We start from the raw sequence: 19,858 nt of genomic DNA on the forward strand, positions 1-19,858 counted from the left end.
ATGGCTAGCATCTGGCTCTCGCGGAGGGGCCTGTTCCTTCCTACGGTGACGGGAACCACACAGCAGCTCTCAGCGACATCGCGGCGGCAGTCGGCGCGGGGACATCGAGGTCCCCCGGCGCCGCCGGAAGGAGGAGACGTGGGTTCTGCACCGGAAACAGCCGCCCAGAGCGGTCTCAAACCGGGCCTCAAGCAACGCCACATGAATCTGATCGCACTGGGCGGCGTGATCGGCGCCGGCCTGTTCGTCGGAAGCGGCGTGGTCATCCAGTCGGCCGGGCCCGCGGCGGTGGTCTCGTTCTTCATCGCCGGCCTGATCACCGTGCTCATCATGCGGATGCTGGCCGAAATGACCGTCGCGCGGCCCGCGCTCGGCTCGTTCTACGTGTACGCCAGGGAGGCGATGGGCAACCGGGCGGGCTTCACCGTCGGCTGGATGTACTGGTACTTCTTCGTGATCGTGGTCGCCGTGGAAGCGGTGGCCGGCGGCCGGATCCTGCAGCTGTGGCTGCCGAATGTGCCCCTGTGGGTGCTGAGCCTGGGTCTGCTCCTGCTGCTGACCGCGACTAACCTGGTGTCGGCGCGGTCCTACGGCGAATTCGAGTACTGGTTCTCCTCCATCAAGGTCATCGCGATCCTGGTGTTCCTGGTGGTCGGAGCCCTGTACCTGTTCGGCGTCTGGCCCGGTTCCCACGGAGGCGTCAGCAATCTGGTCTCCCACGGCGGCTTCGCCCCGATGGGCATCGGCGCGGTGCTGGCGGCGGTCGTCCCCTGCGTCGGCTTCTACACCGGCGCCGAAATCGTCACCATCGCCGCCGCCGAATCCGCCGAACCGCGCCGCGCGATCGCGAAAGCCATGCGCTCCATCGTGTTCCGCGTCGTGCTGTTCTACGTCGGCTCGGTCTTCGTCGTGGTCGCGGTGAAGGCCTGGAACGCCCCCGACACCGCAGTGAGTCCGTACGCCGCGGTCCTGGACGTCCTGGGCATCCCCGCGGTGGCGACGATCATGAACGCGATTGTCCTGACGGCCGTGCTCTCCTGCCTGAACTCGGCCCTGTACACGTCCTCGCGGATGCTGTTCGCCCTGACCCGCAACGGCGACGCCCCGAAGATGTTCACGAAACTGTCCCGCAGCGGCGTCCCCCGCCGGGCCATCATCGCCGGCACGGTCATCGGCTACGTCTCGGTCATCGCGGCCTACACCTCGCCGAACCTGATCTTCCAGTTCCTGGTGAACTCTTACGGAGCGGTGGCGCTATTCGTGTACCTGGCCATCGCCCTGGCCGAGGTCCGGCTGCGGAAACGCCTGCAGAACACCGATCCGGGCGCACTCTCGCTGAAAATGTGGCTCTTCCCGTGGCTGAGCTACGCGACAATCGCCCTGATGGCGGCGGTCATTCTGGCCATGGCGTTCCTCCCGTCGACCCGCTCGCAGTTCTGGCTGAGCGCGGTGACCCTGGTGCTGATCCTGATCGCGTACCAGGTCCGCAAACGCCGCCCGGCCGGCCCCGCGGCGACGGCCGAGACCGATGCCTCACGCGGCGAGGCCGGGGTGGCTTCCACCTGAGCCGGCCAGCACCAGCCGGGCGTCTCGGTCTGCCGGTTCCCGGCTGGTGCCGCCTGCCGGACTCGGGGAGTCGGTCACGGGCGGTCCCAGGTCCGGGAGCCAGCGGTTCTCGCCTGGGTCGGACCAGGTTCTTCCGACCGCACCAGCCAGGTCCGGGCGGCCTCCACCCGCTCAACCCAGCTCCCCTGGCCTCGCCGGGCACGGGCCGCCGGAAAGCTGGCTCGAACACGGGTCCCCGGCGTCGCCGAGCGCATCCGGAGAACTAGTTCCGGGCATTCTTCCCCTGACCTCACCGACCAAGCCCTGGCCTGGTCGGTGAGGTCCGTTCCGGCGGCCCTCGCCCGGGTCAAACCTGGGCCTCGACCAGTTCGACGAACTGATTCCGAGCGCCCCGGCCGAACCAGACCTCTGACCGCACCGACCACGGGCCGCCCGGCAAGCCAGTTCCGGGCGGCCTGACCCCGCTCAACCCGGTTCCCCTTGCCCCGCTCAAACCAGCTCCCCCGACCTCGCCGGGTCCAGGCCGCGCGGCTTGGTCCCGACCCACCCTCACCCGATCAGCCCAGCCCGTCACTCGCTGGCGCCCCGCGATGCCACGATTCTGGACCTACCGCCACGACCAGGCGTGCCGCAAGGTAAACCGATCCGCCCGCGCCGTGGAGGTCTGATGCCGCACCCGTCCAGTGCCCTCGCTCCCCCGGCCCGCCGATGACGTTCTGGCAGCTGCCCCCGGCGGCGATGGCTTTCGCCGTAGCCGCTTTGCTGGCCGGAGGCCTGATCCGCGGCTACTCCGGCTTCGGCGCGTCCTTGGTCTGGGTGAGCTGCCTCTGCCTGGTGCTCCCGCCGTCCGCCGTCGTCCCGAGCACTCTCCTGCTCGAAATAGCCTCCAGCGTGACCCTGCTGCCGAAGGCTTGGCCCGACGCCCACCGCCCGTCCATCCGCTGGCTTCTCGCCGGCGCACTCGTCGGACTGCCGACCGGCATCTGGTTCCTCGCGGCGCTGCCCGAACGCGCGACAAGACTGACCGTCGGACTGGTAGTCGGAATCTCCGCGCTAGCCCTGGCTTTCAGCCACCGAACCCGACGCCTGCCCGGCCGCGCCGCGTGCGCCGGCATGGGAACAGCGTTCGGCGTCCTCAACGGAGCATGCGGAATGGGCGGCCCGCCAGTCGTCCTGATGTACCTGGCGTCCCCGCTGCCGATGGCAGTGAACCGCGCGAGCCTGGTCGTGTTCTTCCTGGCCGCCGACTCGATGACAGTCACCACCGCCGGCGCCGGCGGCCTGCTCACCGGCGACGTCCTCCTGCAAACCGCCCTCTTCCTCCCCATCGCCCTGGCCGGAATCGCCGCCGGAACCTGGCTGTACCACCACGGACGCGGCGATGTCCGCCGGATCGTGCTCGGAATCCTCGCCGTACTGTCCCTGGCTTTGGTAGGCCAAGCGGTGGTCACGTGACCCTGTCCCACACCCGCCAAGCGACATCCCTCGCCCCTCACCCCGCATCCTTACCCCTCACCTCTCCCCGACGCCCCGGCACCCACGGGACGGCGTCTCGCGCCCCTCACCGCTTTCCCTTATGCCCCAACGCAACCACCCGCCCTGCGGCAACCCCCTTCACTCGCCCAGCAACGTCCCCCGATCCTCACCCCGCCTCCCTCCCGGACACGACAGCCCCGCCCACTCACCGCGACCCCCAGGCGGCCCCATGATCCTCGGCGCACTGGCCGTCGCCTTCGCCGGCTTCATCGGCGGCCTGACCGGTTTCGGCGCGTCCTTGGTCGGCACTCCCCTGCTGCTGCTCATCGGACTCCCGCTGCCGCAGGTAGTCGTGATCAACCTGATCACCACCATGATCACCCGGCTAGCGGTGCTCCACCGAGAACGAGACCACATCGCCTGGCGCCGCGTAGCAATCCTCGGCGCAGCAAGCCTCCCCGGCGCCGCCGCCGGCGCCCTCACCCTGCACCTGCTGCCGCCCCACGCCCTCCGCATCCTGGCCGGCACCGTCGTCGTGCTCTCCGGCCTGCGCCTGCTGCTCCGCCCGACCCAAGAAGCCCACCCCGCAACCCCAATAAAGCAAACCGTCGCCGGCCTGCTGGGCGGCTACCTCTCCACGACGACTTCCCTGAACGGCGCACCCCCAGCCGTCCTGCTCGCCTCCGCGAAAGTCCCGCCAAGAACCTTCGTAGGCGACCTCGCTGGCTACTTCGTAGTGACCAACTGCCTGTCCCTGCTGCTCCTGGTCACCGCAGGCCAGTTCGACACCACCAACCTGGGTTGGCTGCCACCCCTAGTCCTGGCCGCCCTAGCCGGAAACCTCCTCGGCGGCCGCCTCATCGGCCGCGTCCCGCGCACAGTGTTCGACCGAGCCATCGTCGGCCTGATCGTGACGTCCGGCTTGGTGACAATGATCAGCGCCTGAACCAGGCTGCCTGTGTTTGGAGCCGGATACCCCGCCTAGGCGCGGTGGCTGTGAGCCAAGCGCGGCAGCACGCTCCCGACGTTGAAGCACCGACAGAACAGCTGAGCCACGCGAACGAAGACGCGATGCGGCGTCAGAAGGGCTAGCGAGGCCTTCATCGCTGGTGAACGCGGGCCGAAGCACCGGTCGACTCACTGGAGGACCCGGCGCGGCAAGTGACCAGCACGAAGCCCGCTAGTTGCACGACAAGATACACCTGAAATTGCCGTCTACCGGAAGCCCGCGGAGGCGGCCGGCTGCTTCGACGAACACCGCAGCGGCGAGCTGTAGCCACGCGGCGACCCCAGCGAACGCAAGCAGGGTCAGGAAAACCTGGCTGCTATCGCGCACGAGGAGCGCAGCCACCACCTCCGCGAAGGTGTCCACGCGGCTCGGGAGCAAGACGTCGCGGAAGGTCCAGAAGGCGATCGGCGGCCCGGCGAGAATCGCCGTCAAGGCGAGCAGCCCGCCCAGGAACCGGACGATGCTGGTGACGGGACGCCTGATCGACTCCTTCGTGGTCAGTCGGCGGAAATCAGATCCGCCGTGCCATCTCCGTGGACGGCGAGTTCGGAAACTCCGACAGCGCCGAGGAAAGCGGTGCGAAGGGTGCAGTTCGATGCGCCGGCAGCCGCCGGCATTGCTCGGAGCCTGTGCCCAGCAGTCATACGGTCGGTCTTCTGTATTTCGTTCACTGCTTCAGCCGTAACCCGCTGGGCAGCGTGCGTGTCACGACCAGCCTTCAGCCTCTTGTTGCGCGGCATCCTCGTCGAGTTGAAGCTTGGTCTCTGGCTCGTCTTCGACAGCACTGCATGGAGGAGGCGGGCGCTCTGGTAGATCGCTTCGGGTTCGCCGGACGTCAACGCAGCCGGACTGCTGGGTTCGCAGAGTTCGACCGTCGTCGAGCGTGTTCAGTGCCGAGTCGACGATGAGGGTTCTGACGCTGCCGCCACGCCCTGCCTACGCAGGATCCAGCCGTCTCGCTCATCCTGCAGTTCACTATTAGTCGGCAGCCTTTGCTCGATTCGCATTTTCAGATAATTCTCGACCGAAGAAGATCACCTTCTCCGAAAAAGGTCTGGATAAGGTTCAGCAGCGGACACCGCGAGCAACCTGAAACCATCCTGAAACCCCTATTTCATCCAAGACGACGCAGCCTCGGTCGACGGACGGGCTCACTGGCCCGGCAGCGAGCCCGACGATGTCCGCTCGTGTTAATCGCCTGATATCAGGCCACGCAGAGACCGCTCACCTCCCCTTGCAGACATCAACCCGTCCGGCATCACCCCGCTCCGACTCGATGCCAGCCCACAAGAAAGCAATACCGCATTCACATCCAGAAAACGACCTTGGTCAGTCGTGACCTATATCACACTCACTTGGTTTTCGCGAAATAGTCGAATACGCTAAAATGTTGCCAAGATCACTGGGCGGAAATCTCGAGTCAAAACCGGGGGGAGATTATGAATGTTTTGATTGTAGAAAACGACGCCACCGCCGCAGAGTCAGCAAAATTGCACCTGGAAAAGCACGGACACAGCGTACACAAGGTGAGCAGCGGACTCGCCGCACTGAAATTCCACCACGCCGCTAATCTCATTCTTACCGAGTTGGACCTGCACGATATCGACGGTATCGAACTATGCCGCCGGATACGAGCGACAAGCAACGCCCCGATCATCGTGATCACGAACCGGATGACCGAACTCGATCGCGTGCTCGGCTACTCTTCGGGGATCGACGACTACATCGGCAAGCCTTACGGACTCATCGAACTGATGGCGCGCATTAACGCGCTAATGCGCCGGGTCCACCCGATCCGAGCGGACAAGACTCCGATCGACTGCGGCGACCTGCGGATCGACCCCACCGCCCGCCTGGTGCAGGTCGCCAAGAAGCAGGTCGATCTCACCCGGAAAGAGTTCGATCTCCTCCAGTTGCTCGCCTCCCATTCCAACGAGGTAGTCTCCCGGGAAAATATCCTGCAATCAGTCTGGGGTCACAAACCTGTCGCCCCGGTTTCCACGCGAACTGTCGACACCCATATCAACAGTCTGCGAAGAAAGCTCGGCAGAAAATCGTGGATCGCCACGGTGCGCGGCGTGGGTTTTCGATTCAGCGCAACTGCGGAATAGATTTCCGCGGGCTGCCCTTCCTGACGTCAGACCGCTCGTACGGACGCCAGGCTACATAGCAGTCAGCTCACAGCCAGCACTGCTGATTCCTCTGAATTCCACATGTCCCGGAGCGAATCCATCACGTCGAATCGGGGTGACCAGCCGAATAGTTCGCCGGCAAGACCGATGTCGGCGGCCGTCCAGTTTCCTCCCTTGCTGTCCACTTCTTGTACCAGCATGCGTACCAGATCCGGCGGGAAGCCGACCGCGTCCACCAGGCTTCGGACCAGATGACTCATCTCAAGCGCAGCGCCGCGGCCGATGTTGATCACTCGTCCGGGGGCAGGCCGTTCGGCCGCACGGACCACGACCTCTGCGGCGTCGCGGACGTCGACGTAGTCCCGTGCCGCCTTGGCCACCGTCACGTCGACCTGCTCGCCTGGCTTGGCCAGCTTAAGTCGCTGGACCAACGAGCCGAGGAAGCTCTGCGCCGTCGTCGACGGGCCGTACACGTTCACCACCCGAAGCACGGTGCCGTCCACGATCCCGGTCCGGCAGGCCTCGAGCACCTCCTGCGAGCCGGCGAGTTTTGTCTTCCCGTACACTGTGTCCGGAGCGGGCTCCCACGATTCGGACACCCGGGTCCCCCAGGGAAGCGGACCGTACTCGTGTATCGAACCAATATGGACGAGGCGAACGGGTTTCGGCAGCAGCCCCAGCGCGGCAATCAGGTTGTGCACCAGCCCTACGTGGCTTCGGGCCAGCACTTCTTCGGTACGGCCCCAACCACCGGTGGCGTTCACGACGACGTCGGCACGGGCACCGAGGAGCACCCCCGCGATCCGTTCCGGATTCGCGCCCGCCACATCGAGAGCCACGAAACCGTGCCGGGCCGCCGGCACCGGGCCTGTGCGCGCGACAGCGAGCACCTGGTGCCCTGCGGCAGCGAACCCAGCGCACACTTGACGGCCGACCCCACCGGTGCCGCCGAGCACGACGACCCGCAGTCCGTTCTCCTCCATCGTGTTCATCCTTTGCTCGTCGGCGCGGTTTCGGAACGCCCAAGATCTTGCCGGAAACTCACTGAGCCACCACGGGACCGTTCGATCTCGCGGCACGCTCCGTAGGCAGGAAGCACTCCTCGGGCCTTCGCCTCCGCCAGCGTGGGCGCTGTGGCGTCGCGTGCCGACAAAATCATCTCGATGTCGCCGGGGATCGGCAGCCCGAGTTCGGGGTCGCGGATCGCGATCGCCAGTTCCTTCGCCGGGTCGTACCGCGCGGACAGCATGTACGACATGGTCGTGTCATCCTCCAGCGCCAGGAACGCGTGGCCGACTCCGACCGGGAAGTACATTGAGTTCGAATTCTCCTCGTCCAGCACAACAGCGTCCCAGGCTCCGAAAGTCGGCGAGCCGACCCTGATGTCGACGACGATGTCCAGGGCCCGCCCCCGGGCACAATAGACGTACTTCTCGTTTCCGTCCGGCACGACGGTGAAATGTATGCCGCGGCCGGTGTTGCGGCGCGAGACGCTGTGGTTGGTCTGCGCCACCGGGAACAGCTCGCGGCCGACCGCGTCGAGGAAAACCTGCTCCTGATAGGGCGAACAGAACACCCCCCGGCAGTCCGGATGGGTGTCCGGAATGAACTGGACGGCACCGGAAACCACGAGTTCCTTGAATTTCATCGCTGCCGCCCCCTCATGCCCTGGCCACGGCCAGCCTCGACAACGCACCCGGCAGACAGCTCAGCAGGCAGCGCGCAGCGACGTTCACGTAATTGCCGTACCGCACAAAGGCGGTGAGCTGCTCCACTGTCATCCAGCAGTAGTCGCGCGGGGTGTCGATGCCGAAATCCTCGCCGACGTCGATCACCGTGTAGCGGTCCTCCGCATGATAGAACCGGCCGCCTTCCTCGGAATGGACCACGTCGAACAGCACGCTCGACGGGTCAGCGTCCAGCACGGTGTCGAGGTACAGCGGCCACTGTTGTCTGGCCACGCCATCGTAGTTCCGCGGAATACAGCTGACAGTCGGCGCCATCTCGACGACATCGTGTGTTCCCGCCTCTGTGCGAGCGTGCACGAGAACGTGAAACGTGTCGTTGATGTGCTTGCCGAGGAACGCGATGACACCCCGGCCCACCGGCTGGAGCATCGGCTGCGACCACCGGGACACCTCCCGGTTGCTGGCTTCGATGTCGACGCCGAGCACGGTGAAGTACCGGCCGCTCTCGTGCTCGATCCTGCCGCTCAGCAGATGCCAGTCGGGCACCTCGTTCAGCGGCACCAGCCTGCGATCAAGGTAGTAGCGGGATTTGACGTCGGTGAACCAGCTGAGCAGATTCTCGAAAGTGTGCAGCGGGTCCTGCCGCACGGAGTGCCCCTCGCCCTCGGTGTAGGACTCCTGAACGAATGGCATTCCGGAAAGCACCGTCCGGGAATCCATGTTCACCAGGTTCGGCACCGCGAGCAGCTCGTTGAGCTGATTCAGCGTCAGCCAACAGAAATCGTCCAGCAGTGGCAGGTCCTCGGTCACCTCGACGATCATGTTCCGGTTGCGCTTGTTCAGGAACCATGAGCCTTGCTCGGACTGAAGCGCGTCGAACAGCGCGTTGTGCGGATCGACGAAGTGCTCCAGGTAGGGAACCGATCCGCCCTGGTGCACCCGGGTGTAGTTGCTCTTGGTCGCCTGTACCGTCGGGGACAGCTGCAGTGTATTGATGTTGCCCGGCTCCATTTTTGCCTGCATCAGGCATTGCACAACACCGTCGACCGCCCGCACGACGATGCCGAGAACTCCGATCTCGGGCTGCACGATGATGGGCTGCGACCACTGCTGTCGCGCCCGGTGGTCGGTGGTGATCCGCAAGCCCTGCACCGAAAAGAACTTCCCGGTGCGGTGGACGATGTTCTCAGTGCCCGGCTCGATGCGCCAGCCGTCCAGATCCGTGAGCGGACTCGGCGTCACCCGGTAGTCGTTGGCCTGGGACCGTTCCTCGTACCAAGCGTGGAATTCGTTGATGTGCTGAAACATGACAACCTCCCGGATCGGCTCAGCGAGCCCAGGCTTCGGGCGCGGGCTTCCCGTTCCCCGCCGGCGGAAAGATCTCCTCGAGGATCTTGCCGACGTCGGCAGGCAGCGGCGTTTCCCAGGCACGGAACGCTCCGGCCAGATGATCCGACGTACGTGGGCCGATCACAATCCCGGTTATGTGCGGACGGCCGAGTACCCACGACAACGCCACCTCCGCGGGCGCGACACCGTTCTCGCGGCAGCAGGTCTCGAACTCAGCGATCGCCTGCCGTTGCTCTTCCACGGCCGCTGCCGCCCTGCCTTGCGCGGACTTCACCGCCGTGCCCTCGGCCAGCTTGCGCAGCACACCGCCCAGCAGTCCGCCGTGCAGCGGCGACCAGGCGAACACGCCGATCCCATACGCGGCCGCGGCGGGCAGCAGCTCCAGTTCCACATGTCTGGCCACCAAGTTATAGACGCACTGCTCGGCCACGATCCCGAGCGAATTGCGGCGGCGGGCGGCTTCCTGGGCAGCGACCAGGTGCCATCCGGCGAAGTTCGACGTGCCGACGTACCGGATCTTGCCCTGGGCGACGAGCACGTCCATCGCCTGCCACACCTCGTCCCAGTGCGCGGACCGGTCGATGTGGTGCATCTGGAACAGGTCGATCCATCCGGGGCTCAGGCGAAGCCGGACCACCGAGGAGCAGCCGGGGGAAAGCGGCAGCGAACCCAGCGCGGCCGAGGTGAAAGGGCCGTTGGGCGGCGGCTGAGGGGAATCTCCCGTGGCGTCGAAGTACGCCTGCAGATCAGCCTCGGTGGCCCCAGGCTTCAGCTGCACGAACAGCATCTCGTTGCGCTGACCCGGCAGCAGGTTCGTGAACCGGACCGGCCGGTCGGCCAGCAGCGGATCCTCGACCGAGTAGCGTGGCCTGGCACCGGGCATCGACGGCGACGTGACGTGCACGTCGGCGGCGGGCTCAGTTCCGCAGGCCGGACCCCCTACCTGCACGCTGTGCCACTGCGGCTGCGGGCTGTGCAGCGAGAACGCGTCGAAAAGCTGGTACTCGCCGGGCTCGAGGCGCTGGGTGAACGTCGCGGGCTGGCCCGGGTGGATCACTACGCCGCCGAGCAAGTATGCGACGGCGTTCAGGTCAGAGCCGTCGACCAGAGTTCTGCGGAACTCGTCCTGGGACACCCCCGTACGCAGTTTGGCGAGCACGATCCGGCCCTTGCCTTCGACGGTCGCGCTGGCCCGGAAGGCGGCGAACCCGGTCCGCGCGGAGTCCGGAGTGGACAGCTGGTCGGCTGTCGAGCCGATCTCCAGCACCTTCGCGCGGCTTGTCGCTGCGGCAGCGGTTGCCGGCACGGCAACGGCCGGTGCGAGCGGCACGGTCGCGACGACTGCGATCAGAATCGCCGCGCTGGCCCGCATTCTGCGGAATCCGTTCATCTTCATTGTCCGCCCCAGTCGTCCATAGTCGATTCCGAACAAGAGTCCGCATAGGCATCAAGCGCTCTCCAGCAGCAGGCCTCGCCGACCCGATTTCGGTGATTTCCGGCACCAGTTTTCCCAGCTTCTCGATCGAAATGTCGTGCCCGCCTTTGCTCGGGTAGTGGTCGCGGGTGAAGTCCGGCCCCAGCAGGTCGCAGAGATGGTCGACGACGCGCTCGACCGGCACTGCCGTTCCGGAGGCGACGTTGACGGTCTCCCCGCTGCCTCTGCTCCGAGCAGCAGGTCGATGATGCCCACCACGTCCGCGACATCGATCAGGTCCCGCGCCGCGCCGAGATGGATGCGCACAGCACCCGCGCGGATCTGCCGTACGAGGGTGGGGACCACCTGATGCGCCGGCTGCCAGCGTCCCCCAGAGGCCCGAGCCGGAGGATGAGGCAATCGGCCACCGGACAAGATGTCCGAGGCCGAACTTGTGTTCCCCGGACGGGGTGCGGGAGCTGATCGGGCTGTCCTCTCTGCCCGGACCTTCGAGGAGGCCGTACACGCCGGTCGATGCGGTCGCGAAGATGACGTGCCGGTCGCCGGTCCTGGTGCAGTCCGCCGAAGTGCGCTCGACCAGCTCGGCTTCCCTGGCGAAATCCGACGCCGAAGTGCCGCTGGCCCACGACACCCCGGCCGTGAGCACTACTGTCCCGGTGCGCAGCTCGGAGATGGGAGCAAGGTTGGCCGGCAGAAAGCCTTTCCCGGTGATCTTCATGCCTCAGCCCGCAACGCATTTCTCGACGCCGCCGGCGGCAATGCCTTCCAATGTCGACGCCAGCTCGAAATGCGACGGATTGGTCTCCAATTCCGCCGCGAGCCGGACGGCAGCCGACGTGGCGGCAGGGTCGCCCATCAACGCTGCGTAGCCCGAGCGGATCGATTCGACGGTCGCGGTGGCGTTGGCGACGGCGATCCCTGCCTCGGTTCTTGCCAGCCGGCCCGACATGATTTCCTGGTCGAACCCGTTGTAGAGCACCAGCTGAGGTACCCCGGCGGCCACTGCGGTCATCACGCATCCGGCACCGCCGTGATGAATGATCGCGCTGGCACCGGAAAGAAGTGTCCGCAGCGGAACGTAGTCGACAAGCCGGGTGCTGGAAGGCAGCGGACCGATCCGCTGCCTGTCCGGCCCGCCTACTGCGAGCACGACTTCGGCTCCGGTGCCAGCGAGCGCGTCGACGATCTTCGGCACCGTGAAGCTCGCCGGACCGAACAGCGAACTCACTTCGGAGCCCCAGATGAGCACCACGCGAGGCCGTCCGGGCAGCGGGGCCGGAAGCTCGGTGGTGAGCTGGGCACAACCGTTGTAGGCCTGGTACCGGACCCGCAACCGCTCCTGCTGCAATGGCGGAGCCATGCTTGGCGGGCAGGGGTCGATGACGTACCGGTAAATGTCCGCGGTCATCTCCCCGACGCCGAACCGGGCGAAGGCGTTGCTGTGGTCGACCGGCAACATTCGGCCGAAGATCCGGGACACCTTGTCGTCCGGGCCGGACGGGCCCCAGAGATGCAGCACCGCGGGCACGTCCAGCACCCTGCCGACCAACGGCCCCTCTATGCTCAGCTGATCGTGCACCACCAGATCGGGATGCCAGCGCCGGGCATAGGCAGCCGCGGCGTCAGTGCTGACGGTGGCGGCGGCCACTACCCGTTCCCGCTGACCGAAATACCACTCGAGCGGGTCGAAGTCCTCGATGTCTTCCACCGGCTGGCCGGTAGTAGGATGCGGAGGCAGGTCGGAGAACGGCCAATGCCCTTCCTTCGCCATCATGTGGTGATGCATCCGCGCGAAGGCTCGCAGGTTCATGTCCGGCAGAACGGGGACCGGCAGCGCCCCTGAGCGGGCCACCACGTCGCCCTGCACCGGGGAGCAGAGCACTTGTACCTCATGCCCGAGGCTTTGCATCGTCCAGGCCAGCGGAGCCAGCGGGTACCAATGCGTCGACCAGCTCGACAGGGCGAAGAGCACGCGCATCACGAACCTCCTGACAGGTGCTTGACCGGAGCCGACCACGCGGCGTCGCACCGGTGCCGCCCGACAGGCTCGGCGAGCCCTCGTTCGAACGGCACCAGCGGCTCGCAGCCGAGTTCACTGCGGATCTTCGTATCGTCGAACGCGTACCGCGGATCGTGGCCCTTACGGTCGGCGCCGCCTCCGACGTTGCAGACCTCCCCCGCCAGTCCTTTCGCCAGCACCAGCCGGATCGCCCTGCAGTAGTCGGAGACATGCAGCCATTCCCGCACGCTCCGGCCTTCGCCGTACAGCGGGACCTTCTTGTCTTCCGTCAGGTTCATCACGAATAGCGGGATCAACTTCTCCGGGTGCTGGCGGGGCCTGTAATTGTTCGAGCACCGGGTGCTCGAGACCGACAGCCCGTGCGTGCGCCAACAGGCGCGGCCGATCAGGTCGGAACCAGCTTCCGACGCGGCATACGAGGAGTTCGGGGCAAGCGACCAGGTTTCAGTCCGCCCACCCCCGCCGAGCGAGCCGTACACCTCGTCGGTCGATACGTGCACAAAGCGTTGCACACCGGTCGTCGCGCAGGCATCCAGAAGCATCTGCGTACCGAGGACATTCGTCCGCACGAAGGCGCCCGCGCCCTGCACGGATCGGTCCACATGGGACTCTGCGGCGAAATGCACCACGGCGTCATGGCCGGGCAGCACTTTCCGCAGCAGTGCCGGATCGCGGATGTCCCCCTTGACGAACCTCAGTCGCGGGTATTCAGCGGGCAGGTTGTCGACGTTCCGGACATAGGTCAGGTTGTCGAGCACGGTCACCTGCGACTGTTCGGCTCCCGGAAATTCGCCGGACAGCACCGTCCGGACGTAATGGGATCCGATGAAACCCGCACCGCCGGTTACGAGCAATCGCACAGGGCCACCTCGCTGTCGGACATCGCACTCTCCTTCTCTTCCAACGAAAACGGACGTTCCTGCGCGAGGATCAGATGTTCTCCAGAACAGTCACCAGCTCGGCGGGCGCGGGCATGCCGCTGATCTCCTCGGCGATCTTCAGCGCGGCGCGGGCATAGGACCGGTCGGCGAGGATCTCGGGCACAGGCTGGCGCGATCACGTCAGGCGATTCGGCGCCGACGGGCAGGACGATCGCCGCGCCCGCTCCCGCGAGCCGTTCAGCCGCGGGCATCAGCAAAGATCCCTTGGGCGTGAGCACTTGCGGCATGCCCGCGTTCACGCCGGAGAGTGTGGTGACCCCGCCGTAGTAGCGCACCAGCAGGGCACAGCTCAGCGCCAGCACGTCCAGCGGGAACCGGCCCGCCCGGAGGCCGTCGAAGCGCGACCGGATTCCTTCGGCGACCGGTTCCGACGCGGCCACTACTGACCGCCGCGGCGAGCTTCCATCCGAGGTTCACCGCGTCCTGGATTCCGGTGTTCATGCCCTGCCCGCCGGCGGGCAGGTGGCTGTGCGCGGCGTCTCCGGCAAGGAGCACATTGGCCCGCTGGTATTCGGTCACCTGGCGGGTCGCGTCGCCGTGCGACCAGACTTCGGTGTTTACTCGGTCCCAGCGGTCGGCGAGCTCCCATCCGAGCCGGACGTCAACGCCAAGGTCAGTCACCCATTCAGCGAGCATCCGCTCGGTACGAGCCTGCGGGATGCTCTTCCCGCCGAAATGCGCGCCGGGCAGCAAGCCGAACTGCCCCTCGTTGCTGGTTTCGGACGGCTCGATCCGGTCCAGGAGGCCACTCCGGTCCAGCACCTCCATCGTACGGGCGGGGAAACCAAGCCCGCGCGATTCGCCCGCAGGCTCGGTCAATCGCTCCAGCAAGATGACGTCCACGCCAGCCATGCGCAATTCCCACGCCAGCATGAGGCCAGCGCCTATCACAATGAGCGAGGCGTCCATATACCGCTCCTCAAGAATTAAAAGGGAACCAGGACTCACCATGACCGCAAACGATCCGACGTCCGCTGAAGCTTATTTCACCGACCGCGGCAGCCTCAAGAGCGCGAAGGACAAATCCCAGTCAGGGATCGGTGAAAAATGTTGGTCGATCCCAGCCCGGAAGAGACAAGAGGTGACGCGGGACGCAGCTGCGGCGCGCAGCGCAAGCCGGAACTCCGGCGAATGTCAAATCAGCGCGCAACCCCTCCCGTCGATCTTGTCCGCCGTCCTAGCCCCCTCTAATATCCTGCCCGGCAACGGTGGTCAGCCCTGGGGACGAACGCCTGCCGGCGTTCCGCACCAGCCGGGAGCTGGCCGCTGCTCGAATCAGCTCGGCTCTCGCAGGTCTCTCCGCGAGCGGTCAGTGTTACCGGGAGAAGGAGCTTATGAAAGGCATCATCCTGGCCGGCGGAAACGGGACCCGGCTGCACCCGATCACCATCGGGGTTTCGAAGCAGTTGCTGCCCGTCTACGACAAGCCGATGATCTACTACCCGCTGTCCGTGCTGATGCTGGCCGGAATCCAGGAGGTGCTGGTCATCGCGACTCCTGAGCACATGGACGGATTCCGCAGCCTCCTCGGCGACGGCGCCGATCTCGGCCTGACGATCAGTTACGCCGCCCAGGACGCGCCGCGCGGGCTGGCGGACGCGTTCCTCGTCGGTGCCGAACACGTTGGCACCGACGACGTGGCGCTGGCGCTCGGGGACAACATCTTCCACGGGTTCGGGTTCTCGGCTTTGCTCCAGCGCAGCGCGGAAAACCTCGACGGATGCGTCCTGTTCGGATACCAGGTCCCGGATCCCGAGCGCTACGGCGTCGGCGAAGTCGACCAGCGAGGACGGCTCATCTCGCTCGAGGAAAAGCCGGCCGTTCCCCGGTCCGATCTGGCCATCACCGGCCTCTATCTGTACGACAACGACGTCGTCGAGATCGCGGCGGGCTTGCGGCCGTCGCCGCGAGGCGAGCTGGAGATCACCGACGTGAACAAGGTGTATCTCGAACGCGGCAAGGCAAAGCTGGTCAACCTGGGCCGCGGGTTCGCCTGGCTGGACACCGGGACGCACGATTCGCTGACCGAAGCGAGTCAGTACGTGCAGGTTTTGGAACACCGACAGGGCGTGCGCATCGCCTGCATCGAGGAGATCGCACTGCGAATGGGGTTCATCGGCCCGGAACAATGCTTCCGGCTCGGCGAGAAACTGGCCAAATCGCAGTACGGCCGCTACGTGATGGGTGTGGCGACGCGAGCCGCCGGCACACCGCTTGCCCTCGCTGCGCTCTGATCAGAAGAAATCGCCGGCGTGGTCGTTGGCCCGCTGTTGTTGTCATGTGTCGTTCCCTCCCCTGTTCCGGTGGACCATCGTCCCGTGATCACGGGAGAACTTGAACCTCTGTTGAGGTCAACCGCTGACACGCGTTGACCTCAACAGAGGTTCAAGTTTCAGGCTGGCGCACGGATCGGCGCGGACAGTGCCGGCGTGGACGAGCGAGGAGCCGAGCATGAACCTGGACGTGGGCATCTACTTGTCGCAAGCGAGCGCGGACAGAGCGGCCAGGACCGAAGCCGCCGGGTTGGACGCGGTCTGGGTGGGAGATCACCTCACCGGCGGACAGTTCCTCGACGCGGGTATGGCGCTGGCCAGCGCAGCTGCCGCAACCAGCTCCATCGCGGCCGGGTTCGGTGTTTTCCTCCCGGCGCTGCGCCCGCTGGCGTGGTCGGCGAAGCAGGTGGCGACCCTGCAACTGTTGTCTGCGGGCTGGCCGCAACTCGACATTGGAATCGGCGGCGCGTGCCCGGACGAATGGCGCGCGGCCCGACGCCCCGTTCGAGTCGAGGGCAGCCCGCACCGACGAGTTCCTCGAAGCCTTGCCGTCGCTGTTGTCCGGCGATACGACCGAATTGGCATATGGAGCGGGCGGCACGGTCGTCAAGCTCGAGCCGCCGGCAGCCGTTCCCGAGATCTGGGTCGGCGGCGGTCGCGCCGCGCTGGCAGGCACGGTGACTGCTGGTTCACGGGGCCGCTGGCGCTCTCCGTGCGGGTGCCGCCGAGTACGCTGAGGCCTGTGGCCGGCCTGCTCCCGGTCAACACGAAGGGAACGCACGAGAACTGGCCGCGAAATACCACCTGGACATCGATCTTGCCCGGCGGTCAGTCGTCACCGGCACGCCCCGGGAGTTCGCCGAGCGGCCGACCGAACACGTCGAGGCTGGGGTGCACAGCTTCGCCGTTATTCCCAAGCAGGATCGGAACCGCACGTGCGACCTGCTGGCGGAGGTGCGCTCGCTGCTGGTTGCGGATCATTGGCTGTTTCGTTCCCGGCGGTCGACACCTCGGCGGAGGGTCTCGGCCGGGTTCGCAGGCGCCTGGTTCCGCGCGCTCGATCTCTTCGGACCACAAGAATCGCGTCCCGGTAAGCTGTGCCGGTGTTCGAATCGGCGGGAATAGAGGCTTTGACCGCAGACTCCGAACCCGAGCCGTCCTGCCGAAAGCTTTGTCCGGATCCGCTCGCACGGTCGGTGCCGCTACCCGCGGGGGGGCGTCGGCTCACGTCCTCGGCCGGGTGCCGTCGGCCGCGGCAAGCGCACGCGGCGCAGCCGACATCACCATTGTCGGCAGCGATGCGACCGACGATTCGGCTGCGTATCCACTGCCCGCACAGGTAGGCCAGCTCAGCTCAACACCCTGCGCACCCGCGACGCCCTCGGCCGCGTCAGGCATCCGGCTGGTCGTCGAACAATCGTTGTGCCGGATCGCCAGCGGACGGGGCGCGTAATTCTTGGCCGGTCGACGAAGTCCGCGCTTTCGTCCGAAAGCCGTGTTCCAGACATCGGACGTGCCGTTGCCCGGACACTCGACGTCCTCGCGCCGACGCACGGAATACCGCAGGCAGCCGCGAAACTTGCACACACTGGCCTGGGCGCGGCCAGTTTCGATCTCAGGCCTGACTGCTTCGCCCACCACGTTCCGCCCGGGGATGTGCTGGCGCACGCCGGCCCCATGATGCACATCAGAAAGATGGAATGCGATCGAAAAACCCATAGACCCTGCTGATTCTACCGCCTTGAACAACAATTACGGTCGACCCGGTGGCCACCAATTCAACAGATAGCGGCTCACCAATTCCCCAGCAAAAACGCGCGGTATCATGATGTGAATCAATACCACTGGTCAGACCGAAATTCATGCCGCCGAAGTTGCCCTGCACGCGGCATATCATTTCGTCAATCGCGCTCCAGCCTGTCGCGGATCCAAGCGGATCACGAACCAGCGCATCAGCCGAGTAAAGCTCCTTGATCAACGCGCGCCGCGACGCAGCCGACCTCTCATTGCACACACTCAGGTATCGCGATACAATTTCCTCAAATTCCGAACCGGCAGGCATCTCACCGAAATTTTCCACAAAAGAGTAAAACGCGGTGTCCAAAACCAGGGAAGCGGTTGCCGTGGCATAAATTTTGCCAGCATCGTCGGCGATCGCCGCCCTCGCAGCGACGATCGGCTGACCCTTGTGCGAAATATCGGCATAAACACGGTAAGACTTGCCAGCGAGAAGCCGCTCGACAAACTCCACGTCGAGCTTCAAGCAGTTCGCCGGAAAGTAGCGAGTGCCGGAGATCGCTGCCGCACTCTTGCACGCATGACCTAGAACAAGAGCCGCGAACCCTTCGTCGACACCCCCGGTCGAGACACTTACCGCACCCGCCGGATCCCAGGAAAGTTCAACAAAATCAGGCCGGACCTCGACAAAACGCATCCCGGCCTGGTTGATGATACGCGGATGATGAATTCTGCCGTCGACCACCGCGCGCATAATTTCCACAGCCGTTTCCTTACCCCAAAGCAATTTTACCGCTGCGCAGAAGTCAGCAGAAGTTTTTACCATACTTCGACTCCGACAATTTGAACGGTTTATGATTCAAGATTCAGCAACCACCGTGCGAGCAATATTTCCAAGAGAGAAACCGAATAATAGAGCCGATCCGGCACACCGCCCCGCCGTCCACGCACACGCCAAACATTGACGAACACCGCACGGCAACTCTGGCAACCCGGAAATATCAGAGATAGCGGCAATACCGCGCGCGCCCAGCCCAACGTCGCCAACTAGCGAAAGTTAACCAAGATGCCCCTCCCAGCCGACGGTTAGGCACAACGCAGCATTCACCTCACGCCTTTTTGATACCAGCCCATTCAAGCACTGCGAATACCGCACACCCGGCCCCGGCAACCCCCAGCAGCAATGCCCATCCGGAGCCGAGGGTGCCCACCAGTGCCAACAGAACAATGACAGCGACGACCGCCGCCGTGTTTGCGATCGCGGCCGCCCGGCAGACCTCGGCCGTGCCGGTTCCCAGCGCGCCGCGGACCAGCAGTCCGGAGAAGGCGAAACTGCCAACGCCAAGGACCACGAACACGGGCCACGGCCGTGCCGCAGACAACCCGAGAAGGTTGGCGAGAGAGCGCCAGGGTGACAGCACGAGCACCACGCCGAGCAGCACGTCCCAAATCGCATCCGCGAGCAGGATCCTCGGCAGATACGTGCGGATCCCCCGCCCGGCGGAATACGCGTCCACAGCACTTCCCCTCGTCACCGAGTTTATGACACACTCGTATCATAAACAGTGACACACATCGGAGCGAATGTCGACCGCGAAAGCGAGGCAAGGTGGGCAGACCGCCGGAGACCGGTCGACGGGCGAAGACGCTGGAGTCCGCCACTGACTACGTCCTCGAACACGGCATGGCGAACTTGAGCCTTCGCCCCTTGGCCGCCGCGCTCGGCACCAGCACCCGGATGCTGCTCTACGATTTCGGCAGCAAGGAACAACTGGTCGCCGCGGTTCTGGCAGAAGTCCGCCTGCGGGAAGCTTCTTTGCTCGCCGACGCACTTCGCGACGCACTCTCCTCTCCCGCAGATCTGATCAGGGGGATCTGGGCCTGGATCAGCGACGGCGAACGCAAGCCGTTCCTCCGCCTGTTCTTCGAGGTGTACATGGACGCCATGACTCACCCTGATGCGTACGAGGACGGCGGGAGGGCCATGGTGTCCGACTGGCTCGAGCGTTTCAGCGCCGCCTTCCGCGTCGTCGCGGCCGGTCATGACGACATCGACGTCACCCTGGTCATCGCGGCCGTGCGAGGACTGCTCCTCGACCGGCTCGTCACCGGAGACTTCCAGCGCACAGACAAAGCGCTCGAGCATTTCGCCGCGCTCTTCGAGTAGCTCTGGTACAAGGCGGCATGCAAGCGCTGACGAAGCGGCGGCCGTTTCGACACCTCCGCGCAGA

Annotated in this window: 16 protein-coding genes and 3 pseudogenes; 7 read left to right on the plus strand and 12 right to left on the minus strand. The window is 65.5% G+C overall.

All coding sequences use genetic code 11. The features are described 5' to 3' along the window. Positions 1 to 201 precede the first annotated feature (201 nt). From ACFXI3_RS02980 to ACFXI3_RS02990, 3 genes are all read left to right on the plus strand, one after another. A complete protein-coding gene (locus ACFXI3_RS02980) occupies positions 202 to 1,566 on the plus strand; it encodes an amino acid permease (protein WP_378397668.1) in 1,365 nt (454 codons plus the stop codon). A 708-nt stretch (positions 1,567 to 2,274) separates the two neighbouring features. Beyond that, complete coding sequence (locus ACFXI3_RS02985) at positions 2,275 to 3,021, plus strand: sulfite exporter TauE/SafE family protein (RefSeq protein ID WP_378397669.1); 747 nt, start codon at positions 2,275 to 2,277, stop codon at positions 3,019 to 3,021. 250 nt (positions 3,022 to 3,271) lie between these two features. After that, complete coding sequence (locus ACFXI3_RS02990; protein WP_344273786.1) at positions 3,272 to 3,988, plus strand: sulfite exporter TauE/SafE family protein; 717 nt, start codon at positions 3,272 to 3,274, stop codon at positions 3,986 to 3,988. 234 nt (positions 3,989 to 4,222) lie between these two features. Here the strand turns inward: ACFXI3_RS02990 and ACFXI3_RS02995 are convergent, their stop codons facing one another. Beyond that, a complete protein-coding gene (locus ACFXI3_RS02995; RefSeq protein ID WP_378397670.1) occupies positions 4,223 to 4,483 on the minus strand; it encodes a hypothetical protein in 261 nt (86 codons plus the stop codon). Positions 4,484 to 5,490: 1,007 nt separating this feature from the next. Between ACFXI3_RS02995 and ACFXI3_RS03000 the strand changes: the two genes are divergently transcribed. Continuing rightward, positions 5,491 to 6,162, plus strand: coding sequence for a response regulator transcription factor (locus tag ACFXI3_RS03000; protein ID WP_378397671.1), 672 nt, complete (start codon positions 5,491 to 5,493; stop codon positions 6,160 to 6,162). Between the two features lie 62 nt (positions 6,163 to 6,224). On the opposite strand, the gene ACFXI3_RS03005 is transcribed toward ACFXI3_RS03000, so the two are convergent. The 8 genes and pseudogenes from ACFXI3_RS03005 to ACFXI3_RS03040 form a co-directional block, all read right to left on the minus strand. Continuing rightward, positions 6,225 to 7,175: an NAD-dependent epimerase/dehydratase family protein gene (locus ACFXI3_RS03005; RefSeq protein ID WP_378397672.1), complete on the minus strand. Its 951-nt coding sequence runs from the start codon at positions 7,173 to 7,175 to the stop codon at positions 6,225 to 6,227. Then, positions 7,172 to 7,831, minus strand: coding sequence for a dTDP-4-dehydrorhamnose 3,5-epimerase family protein (locus ACFXI3_RS03010; protein WP_378397673.1), 660 nt, complete (start codon positions 7,829 to 7,831; stop codon positions 7,172 to 7,174). Before ACFXI3_RS03010 ends, ACFXI3_RS03005 begins: the two co-directional genes overlap by 4 nt. 13 nt (positions 7,832 to 7,844) lie before the next feature. Continuing rightward, entirely contained in the window at positions 7,845 to 9,179 is a 1,335-nt protein-coding gene (locus ACFXI3_RS03015; protein WP_378397674.1) for an NDP-hexose 2,3-dehydratase family protein, read from the minus strand. A 19-nt stretch (positions 9,180 to 9,198) separates the two neighbouring features. Then, positions 9,199 to 10,611 (minus strand): aldo/keto reductase, encoded by a 1,413-nt coding sequence (locus tag ACFXI3_RS03020; protein ID WP_378397675.1) that lies wholly within the window; start codon positions 10,609 to 10,611, stop codon positions 9,199 to 9,201. Positions 10,612 to 11,377: 766 nt separating this feature from the next. Continuing rightward, positions 11,378 to 12,634 carry a nucleotide disphospho-sugar-binding domain-containing protein gene (locus ACFXI3_RS03025; protein ID WP_378397676.1) on the minus strand — a complete coding sequence of 419 codons (1,257 nt, stop codon included), beginning with the start codon at positions 12,632 to 12,634 and terminating at the stop codon, positions 11,378 to 11,380. Next, positions 12,634 to 13,536 carry a dTDP-glucose 4,6-dehydratase gene (locus ACFXI3_RS03030; RefSeq protein WP_378397677.1) on the minus strand — a complete coding sequence of 301 codons (903 nt, stop codon included), beginning with the start codon at positions 13,534 to 13,536 and terminating at the stop codon, positions 12,634 to 12,636. Before ACFXI3_RS03030 ends, ACFXI3_RS03025 begins: the two co-directional genes overlap by 1 nt. A gap of 236 nt (positions 13,537 to 13,772) precedes the next feature. Beyond that, positions 13,773 to 13,997: pseudogene (locus tag ACFXI3_RS03035) on the minus strand (dNTP-hexose glycosyl transferase); the annotation flags it as partial. A 13-nt stretch (positions 13,998 to 14,010) separates the two neighbouring features. Then, positions 14,011 to 14,568: pseudogene (locus tag ACFXI3_RS03040) on the minus strand (FAD-dependent monooxygenase); the annotation flags it as partial. A gap of 383 nt (positions 14,569 to 14,951) precedes the next feature. On the opposite strand from ACFXI3_RS03040, the gene rfbA reads away from it, so the two are divergent. Next, the gene (gene rfbA / locus ACFXI3_RS03045; protein WP_378397678.1) at positions 14,952 to 15,851 is read left to right on the plus strand and encodes a glucose-1-phosphate thymidylyltransferase RfbA; all 900 of its coding nucleotides are present in this window, start codon (positions 14,952 to 14,954) and stop codon (positions 15,849 to 15,851) included. Positions 15,852 to 16,068: 217 nt separating this feature from the next. Then, a pseudogene (locus tag ACFXI3_RS03050) lies at positions 16,069 to 16,362 on the plus strand (LLM class flavin-dependent oxidoreductase); the annotation flags it as partial. A gap of 752 nt (positions 16,363 to 17,114) precedes the next feature. Here the strand turns inward: ACFXI3_RS03050 and ACFXI3_RS03055 are convergent. From ACFXI3_RS03055 to ACFXI3_RS03065, 3 genes are all read right to left on the minus strand, one after another. Further along, a complete protein-coding gene (locus ACFXI3_RS03055) occupies positions 17,115 to 17,609 on the minus strand; it encodes a hypothetical protein (RefSeq protein ID WP_378397825.1) in 495 nt (164 codons plus the stop codon). After that, positions 17,578 to 18,390 carry a hypothetical protein gene (locus tag ACFXI3_RS03060; RefSeq protein WP_378397680.1) on the minus strand — a complete coding sequence of 271 codons (813 nt, stop codon included), beginning with the start codon at positions 18,388 to 18,390 and terminating at the stop codon, positions 17,578 to 17,580. The genes ACFXI3_RS03055 and ACFXI3_RS03060 overlap by 32 nt, the downstream gene beginning before the upstream one ends. Before the next feature lie 346 nt (positions 18,391 to 18,736). After that, the gene (locus tag ACFXI3_RS03065; RefSeq protein WP_378397682.1) at positions 18,737 to 19,144 is read right to left on the minus strand and encodes a hypothetical protein; all 408 of its coding nucleotides are present in this window, start codon (positions 19,142 to 19,144) and stop codon (positions 18,737 to 18,739) included. A 92-nt stretch (positions 19,145 to 19,236) separates the two neighbouring features. Between ACFXI3_RS03065 and ACFXI3_RS03070 the strand changes: the two genes are divergently transcribed. Beyond that, positions 19,237 to 19,794: a TetR/AcrR family transcriptional regulator gene (locus tag ACFXI3_RS03070; RefSeq protein ID WP_378397683.1), complete on the plus strand. Its 558-nt coding sequence runs from the start codon at positions 19,237 to 19,239 to the stop codon at positions 19,792 to 19,794. Positions 19,795 to 19,858 lie beyond the last annotated feature (64 nt).

It is taken from the genome of Amycolatopsis sp. NPDC059235 (genome assembly GCF_042754125.1).
Taxonomy (GTDB): domain Bacteria; phylum Actinomycetota; class Actinomycetes; order Mycobacteriales; family Pseudonocardiaceae; genus Amycolatopsis; species Amycolatopsis albidoflava.

What these genes read in the sequence shown, in the direction of transcription:
- ACFXI3_RS02980 (WP_378397668.1), top strand. Translation starts at nt 202, where the DNA reads ATGAATCTGATCGCACTGGGCGGCGTGATCGGCGCCGGCCTGTTCGTC.
- ACFXI3_RS02985 (WP_378397669.1), top strand. Translation starts at nt 2,275, where the DNA reads ATGACGTTCTGGCAGCTGCCCCCGGCGGCGATGGCTTTCGCCGTAGCC.
- ACFXI3_RS02990 (WP_344273786.1), top strand. Translation starts at nt 3,272, where the DNA reads ATGATCCTCGGCGCACTGGCCGTCGCCTTCGCCGGCTTCATCGGCGGC.
- ACFXI3_RS03000 (WP_378397671.1), top strand. Translation starts at nt 5,491, where the DNA reads ATGAATGTTTTGATTGTAGAAAACGACGCCACCGCCGCAGAGTCAGCA.
- ACFXI3_RS03005 (WP_378397672.1), bottom strand. Translation starts at nt 7,175, where the DNA reads ATGAACACGATGGAGGAGAACGGACTGCGGGTCGTCGTGCTCGGCGGC.
- ACFXI3_RS03010 (WP_378397673.1), bottom strand. Translation starts at nt 7,831, where the DNA reads ATGAAATTCAAGGAACTCGTGGTTTCCGGTGCCGTCCAGTTCATTCCG.
- ACFXI3_RS03015 (WP_378397674.1), bottom strand. Translation starts at nt 9,179, where the DNA reads ATGTTTCAGCACATCAACGAATTCCACGCTTGGTACGAGGAACGGTCC.
- ACFXI3_RS03020 (WP_378397675.1), bottom strand. Translation starts at nt 10,611, where the DNA reads ATGAACGGATTCCGCAGAATGCGGGCCAGCGCGGCGATTCTGATCGCA.
- ACFXI3_RS03025 (WP_378397676.1), bottom strand. Translation starts at nt 12,634, where the DNA reads ATGCGCGTGCTCTTCGCCCTGTCGAGCTGGTCGACGCATTGGTACCCG.
- rfbA (WP_378397678.1), top strand. Translation starts at nt 14,952, where the DNA reads ATGAAAGGCATCATCCTGGCCGGCGGAAACGGGACCCGGCTGCACCCG.
- ACFXI3_RS03055 (WP_378397825.1), bottom strand. Translation starts at nt 17,609, where the DNA reads ATGGGTTTTTCGATCGCATTCCATCTTTCTGATGTGCATCATGGGGCC.